We start from the raw sequence: 4,959 nt of genomic DNA, 5'->3' as shown, positions 1-4,959 counted from the left end.
CCTCCCGCCACACTTTGCAAAACAGGCACGAACGCAAGCAACGCCCCCAACCCGACCACCGCACGCGCCTTCTACCTCGCAGCTACATTCTTGAAGGATGAAGCCAAGCCCACCCGCCCGCCGCCACCTCCACGCCCGGTTGGTTGCGGGCGCCTCGGCCGCCATGGTCGGCGCCGCGGGCCCGGCGACCGAGCCGCTGCGCAGCACCGAAATCGCACGCGGTCTCGAGCACCCCTGGGCCATCGCCTTCCTGCCCGACTTCGAGAACAGCGGTCGCATGCTCGTCACCGAGCGCGCCGGCCGCATGCGCCTGGTGTCACGCGAGGGCACCCTGTCCGAGCCGCTGCACGGCGTGCCGCCGGTGTTTGCGCGCGGCCAGGGCGGCCTGTTCGACGTGGTGCTGCACCCGCGCTTTGCCGACAACAGCCTCGTCTACTGGAGCTATGCCGAACCGGCCGCCAACGGCCAGAACGGCAACAGCACCGCCGTGGCGCGCGGGCGTCTCGACCTGCAGGCGCTCACGCTCACCGACGTGCGCGTGATCTTTCGCCAGTCACCCAAGTTCGACTCCACCGCCCACTTCGGCTCGCGGCTCGTGTTTGCCCGTGACGGCAGCTTGTTCGTCACGCTCGGTGATCGCTACTACCGCCGCGACGACGCGCACACGCTCGACACCCACCACGGCAAGATCGTCCGCATCACCGACGAAGGCGCACCGGCCCCCGGCAACCCCTTCATCGGCAAGAACGGCGCGCTGCCCGAGATCTGGAGCTACGGCCACCGCAACATCCAGGGCGCGGCACTGCACCCCGCCACCGGCGAGCTGTGGACGCACGAGCACGGGCCACAGGGCGGCGACGAGCTCAATGTCCCGCGCGCCGGTGCCGACCACGGCTGGCCCGTCATCACCTTTGGTCGCGAGTACATGACGGGCGCCGTCATCGGCGAAGGCACGGCGCGCGAAGGCGTTGTCGCGCCGCTGACCTACTGGGTGCCGTCGATCGCACCGAGCGGCATGGCCTTCGTCGACCCCAGCACGCGCTACCCGGCGTGGCGCGGCCAGTTGCTGGTCGGCGCCCTACGCGCGCGCCAAGTGGTGCGGCTCGAGCTCGACGGCAAGCGCGTCGTGCGCGAACACCGCCACGAGGTCGGCGAGCGCGTGCGCGACGTGCGCCTCGCGCCCGACGGCTACCTCTATCTGCTCACCGACGAGGCCAATGGGCGGGTGCTGCGAGTCGAGCCGTAGAACGCCGACACCCACCATGCCGCGTTGATCATCGGACTCCATTCAGACTCACAGAATCAAGAATGTTGTTTGACACATCGCGAATTTCGAGCGTGCAGACACGGCTGGTCAGGGTGGCGCGAACGCTGCCTGCGATGTTCTGAGCGAGCGGCAGGAACCCACCGCGCCTACTCGAGACTTGATCTCTCGCATCCGCGCCCGATTCACGGCCTTCGGCGACGCGCAACCGCCGATTGCCAAGCGAGAGCCGGTGCTTCCACCGCCTGCCCTGGGGGAGGCACCGGCTGGCTCACCCGCGCCGCAACCCAAGCAGGCAGCCGCGAGCCGGCGGCGCAAATGACCCGGTCGTGGGCCGCGGCGCACCGATGCGCATCGCTTCCTACAATCTCCGGGTGAATTCCCCCGTCCTCAACGCCGACCTCCACTGCCACTCCATCGTGTCCGACGGCACGCTCGCGCCCGAGGCGCTGGCGGCGCGGGCCAAGGCCAACGGGGTGGAGCTGTGGGCGCTGACCGACCATGACGAAGTCGGCGGCCAGCAGCGGGCGCGCGACGCGGCCTTGACGCTGGGCCTTCCCTACCTCACCGGCACCGAAATCTCGGTGAGCTTTGCCGGCACCACGGTCCACATCATCGGCCTGGGCTTCGACGCCGACGACACCGCGCTGTGCGCCGGCCTGGCCGCCACGCGCGGTGGCCGCGAGCAGCGGGCGCGCGACATGGCGGCCGGCCTGGCAAAAGTCGGCATCGCGGGCGCTTACGAAGGTGCCTTGCAGTACGTGAGCAACCCGGAACTGATCTCGCGCACGCACTTCGCGCGGCATCTGGTGGAGTCGGGCGTGTGCGCCGACACCTACGCGGTGTTCAAGCGCTTTCTCACCGAAGGCAAGCCGGGCTACGTGCCGCACCGCTGGGCCAGACTGGGCGACGCGGTGCGCTGGATCAGCGAAGCCGGTGGCGCTGCGGTCATTGCGCATCCGGGGCGCTACAAGTTCACCGCCACCGAGGAGTACGCGCTGTTCTCCGAATTCATCGCCCACGGCGGACGCGGCGTCGAGGTGGTGACCGGCAGCCACACCAGCGCCGAATACCTCAAGTACGCCGACATGGCGCGCGAATTCGACCTGCTCGCCTCGCGCGGCAGCGACTTCCACTCGCCCAACGAAAGCCGCGTCGACCTCGGCGCCCTGCCCTGGCTGCCCGGCACGCTGTCGCCGGTGTGGGAGGCAATCGAAGCGCGGGTCCAGCGGCCGTGACCCCGGCCGTGCCCGGCCTCGCTCGCCGCCGGGCCGCCCCAAGGCGGGCGAGCGCCCCCGTGGGGGGCAGGAGCCGCCAGGCGACGTGGGGGCTCTCGTTCACCCGCCGCCGGGCCGCCCCAAGGCGGGCGAGCGCCCCCGTGGGGGGCACGAGCCGCCAGGCGACGTGGGGGCTCCATTGAACGCCACGGCGACCGCGCAGCGACCGCTGCTCGGCGTGATGTTGATCCTGCTCATGGCGATGTGCTTCTCCACGCTCGACACCACCGCCAAATACGTCGGCCAGACCCTGCCGGTGCTGCTGGTGCTGTGGGCGCGCTACTCGGTGCAGGCACTGATCATGGCGGCGTGGCTCGGCGTGCGCGCGCTGCGCGGTGGCGGCAATCTGTTCGCCACCGCGCACCCGCGCTTCCAGGTGCTGCGCGGTGCGCTGCTCCTGCTCACCAGCGCGCTGCTGTTCTTTGGCATCCAGTACATGCCGGTGGCCGAGTTCACCGCGGTCGGCATGCTCACCCCCGTGCTGGTGACCTTGCTCGCTGCCACGCTCCTGCACGAGCGGGTATCGGCGTTTCGTGCGCTGTTGGTGGTGGGCGGGTTTGCCGGCGCGCTGATCGTGGTGCGCCCGGGCAGCGGGTTGTTCGGCTGGGTTGCCCTCTTTCCGCTGGCGATGGCGCTGGTGTATGCGACGTTCCAGCTGCTCACGCGGCGCCTGTCGGGCGTGGAGCATCCGCTCACCACGCATTTCTACACCGGCTTCGTCGGCACGCTGATCGTCTCGTCGATCCTGCTGCTGAGCAGCGTCGATGCCGGGCCGTTGCTCGCGGCCGCGCCGGCTTCGACCTGGGCGCTGCTGCTGCTGGCCGGCTGCGCCGGCACCGCTGGCCACCTGTGCCTGATCGTCGCGCTCGGCGTCGCGCCAATGCCGGTGCTGATGCCGTTCACCTATGTGCAGATCGCCTTCGCCAGCTTCACCGGCTGGCTCGCCTTCGGCCACGTGCCCGACGGCTGGGCCTTTGTCGGCATGGCGGTGGTGGCGGCGTGCGGCGGCGTGTCGGTGTGGCTGAACCTGCGCGAGCGCGCACCGGCGCGCGACGTGGAAGCCGCCGCGCCGGTGGCCGACTGACGACGACGCCATGTCTCAGTACTTCGAGGTCCACCCCGACAACCCGCAGCCGCGGCTGATCGCGCTTGCCGCGCAAATCTTGCACGGCGGCGGCATCGCCGCGATTCCCACCGACTCGAGCTATGCGCTGGTCTGCCATCTGGACGACAAGGCCGCGGCCCAGACGCTGCGGCGCCTGCGCGGCCTTGATGACAAGAGCGGCAACAAGCACCACCTCACGCTGCTGTGCCGCGACCTGAGCGAGCTGGCCAGCTACGCGCGCGTGGACAACCAGCAGTTCCGCCTGCTCAAGCTCGCCACGCCCGGCCCCTACACCTTCATCCTCGAAGCGAGCCGAGAAGTGCCGCGGCGCGTTTCGCACCCCTCGCGCCGCACCATCGGGCTGCGTGTGCCCGATCACGCCGTCACGCAGGCGCTGCTCGCCGCCCTGGGCCAGCCGCTGCTCGCCACCACACTCATACCGCCCGGCGCCGAGGAGCCGCTCAACGACCCGCGGGAGATCCGCGCGCACTTCGAGAAGCGGCTGCAAGCCGTCGTCGACGCCGGTGCCTGCCCGATGCAGCCGACCACGGTGATCGACCTGAGCGGCGACGAGCCGGTGCTGGTGCGCCGCGGGCGCGGCGACCCGGCGGCGCTCGGCTTGATGGGCTAGCGGCCAGGGTCAAGACGGTTTGCGTCGCGCGGTTCGCCCGCAGTGATCGACGGGACCACAGGTCTGGATGCGCTCGAGTGAGCGACTCGATCAACGCGCCATGCGCAGCGCGCCCGCCAGTCGCGCCGGATCGAAACCCGTCTGCGGCTGGCCGCGCACCAGCATCACCGGCGTGCCGGGCGCACCCGCGGCCTGATAGAGCGCGGCGCAATCGGCGCTTGCCTCGATGCGGCATTCGTCGAACGGCACCGCATGCGCCTCGAGCCAGGCACGCGCTCGCGCGCAGTGGGTGCAGCTCGCGGTGGACAGCATCACGATGTCGCCCGGCCGCGCGGTCTGCACCAGCTCGGCCGCATGGCGGCCGGAGAACCACTCGCGCCAGCCGCCCGCACCGAGCGCCGCCGCGCCAACCACGACGGCCGCCACCGCCAGGCCGCGCACCCCGGTTCGCGGTTGATGAGGCATCGCGTGGGCCCCGGACGACGGCGTCTTGTCAGACCGCCGCGGTCACCACCAGCTCGACCTTCCAGGCCGGCCGGGCGAGCGCCGCCTGCACGGTGGCGCGCGCGGGTGCGGCGCCCGAAGGCAGCCACGCTTCCCACAGCTCGTTCAAGGCCGCGAAGTCGGCCAGGTCGGCGAGGAAAATCTCCACGCGCAGCAGCTTGCTCTTGCTGCTCCCGGC

General features: G+C 70.9%; 6 protein-coding genes. 4 read left to right on the top strand and 2 right to left on the bottom strand.

The annotated features are described in order from the left end of the window. Positions 1 to 97: 97 nt before the first annotated feature. From RMO12_RS08680 to RMO12_RS08665, 4 genes are all read left to right on the top strand, one after another. Positions 98 to 1,246: a PQQ-dependent sugar dehydrogenase gene (locus tag RMO12_RS08680; protein WP_309638984.1), complete on the top strand. Its 1,149-nt coding sequence runs from the start codon at positions 98 to 100 to the stop codon at positions 1,244 to 1,246. A gap of 365 nt (positions 1,247 to 1,611) precedes the next feature. Further along, positions 1,612 to 2,502 (top strand): 3',5'-nucleoside bisphosphate phosphatase, encoded by an 891-nt coding sequence (locus RMO12_RS08675; RefSeq protein ID WP_309638983.1) that lies wholly within the window; start codon positions 1,612 to 1,614, stop codon positions 2,500 to 2,502. 178 nt (positions 2,503 to 2,680) lie between these two features. Next, entirely contained in the window at positions 2,681 to 3,625 is a 945-nt protein-coding gene (locus RMO12_RS08670; RefSeq protein ID WP_309638982.1) for a DMT family transporter, read from the top strand. Between the two features lie 10 nt (positions 3,626 to 3,635). After that, positions 3,636 to 4,277 carry an L-threonylcarbamoyladenylate synthase gene (locus RMO12_RS08665; protein ID WP_309638981.1) on the top strand — a complete coding sequence of 214 codons (642 nt, stop codon included), beginning with the start codon at positions 3,636 to 3,638 and terminating at the stop codon, positions 4,275 to 4,277. Positions 4,278 to 4,367: 90 nt separating this feature from the next. Here the strand turns inward: RMO12_RS08665 and RMO12_RS08660 are convergent, their stop codons facing one another. Together RMO12_RS08660 and RMO12_RS08655 are read right to left on the bottom strand one after the other, a co-directional pair. Next, positions 4,368 to 4,742 carry a glutaredoxin family protein gene (locus tag RMO12_RS08660; protein ID WP_309638980.1) on the bottom strand — a complete coding sequence of 125 codons (375 nt, stop codon included), beginning with the start codon at positions 4,740 to 4,742 and terminating at the stop codon, positions 4,368 to 4,370. 28 nt (positions 4,743 to 4,770) lie between these two features. Continuing rightward, positions 4,771 to 4,959 (bottom strand): Rid family hydrolase (locus RMO12_RS08655; RefSeq protein ID WP_309638979.1); only part of this gene is annotated, 189 nt, incomplete at its 5' end.

The organism is Methylibium sp. (assembly GCF_031393925.1).
Taxonomy (GTDB): Bacteria; Pseudomonadota; Gammaproteobacteria; order Burkholderiales; family Burkholderiaceae_C; genus Methylibium.
The sequence above is the reverse complement of the archived record's forward strand: the minus strand, read 5'-3'. Positions and strand labels throughout refer to the sequence as shown.

Bases quoted from the DNA above. Each gene is read 5' to 3' on its own strand.
- RMO12_RS08680 (WP_309638984.1), top strand. From the start codon at position 98: ATGAAGCCAAGCCCACCCGCCCGCCGCCACCTCCACGCCCGGTTGGTT.
- RMO12_RS08675 (WP_309638983.1), top strand. From the start codon at position 1,612: ATGCGCATCGCTTCCTACAATCTCCGGGTGAATTCCCCCGTCCTCAAC.
- RMO12_RS08665 (WP_309638981.1), top strand. From the start codon at position 3,636: ATGTCTCAGTACTTCGAGGTCCACCCCGACAACCCGCAGCCGCGGCTG.
- RMO12_RS08660 (WP_309638980.1), bottom strand. From the start codon at position 4,742: ATGCCTCATCAACCGCGAACCGGGGTGCGCGGCCTGGCGGTGGCGGCC.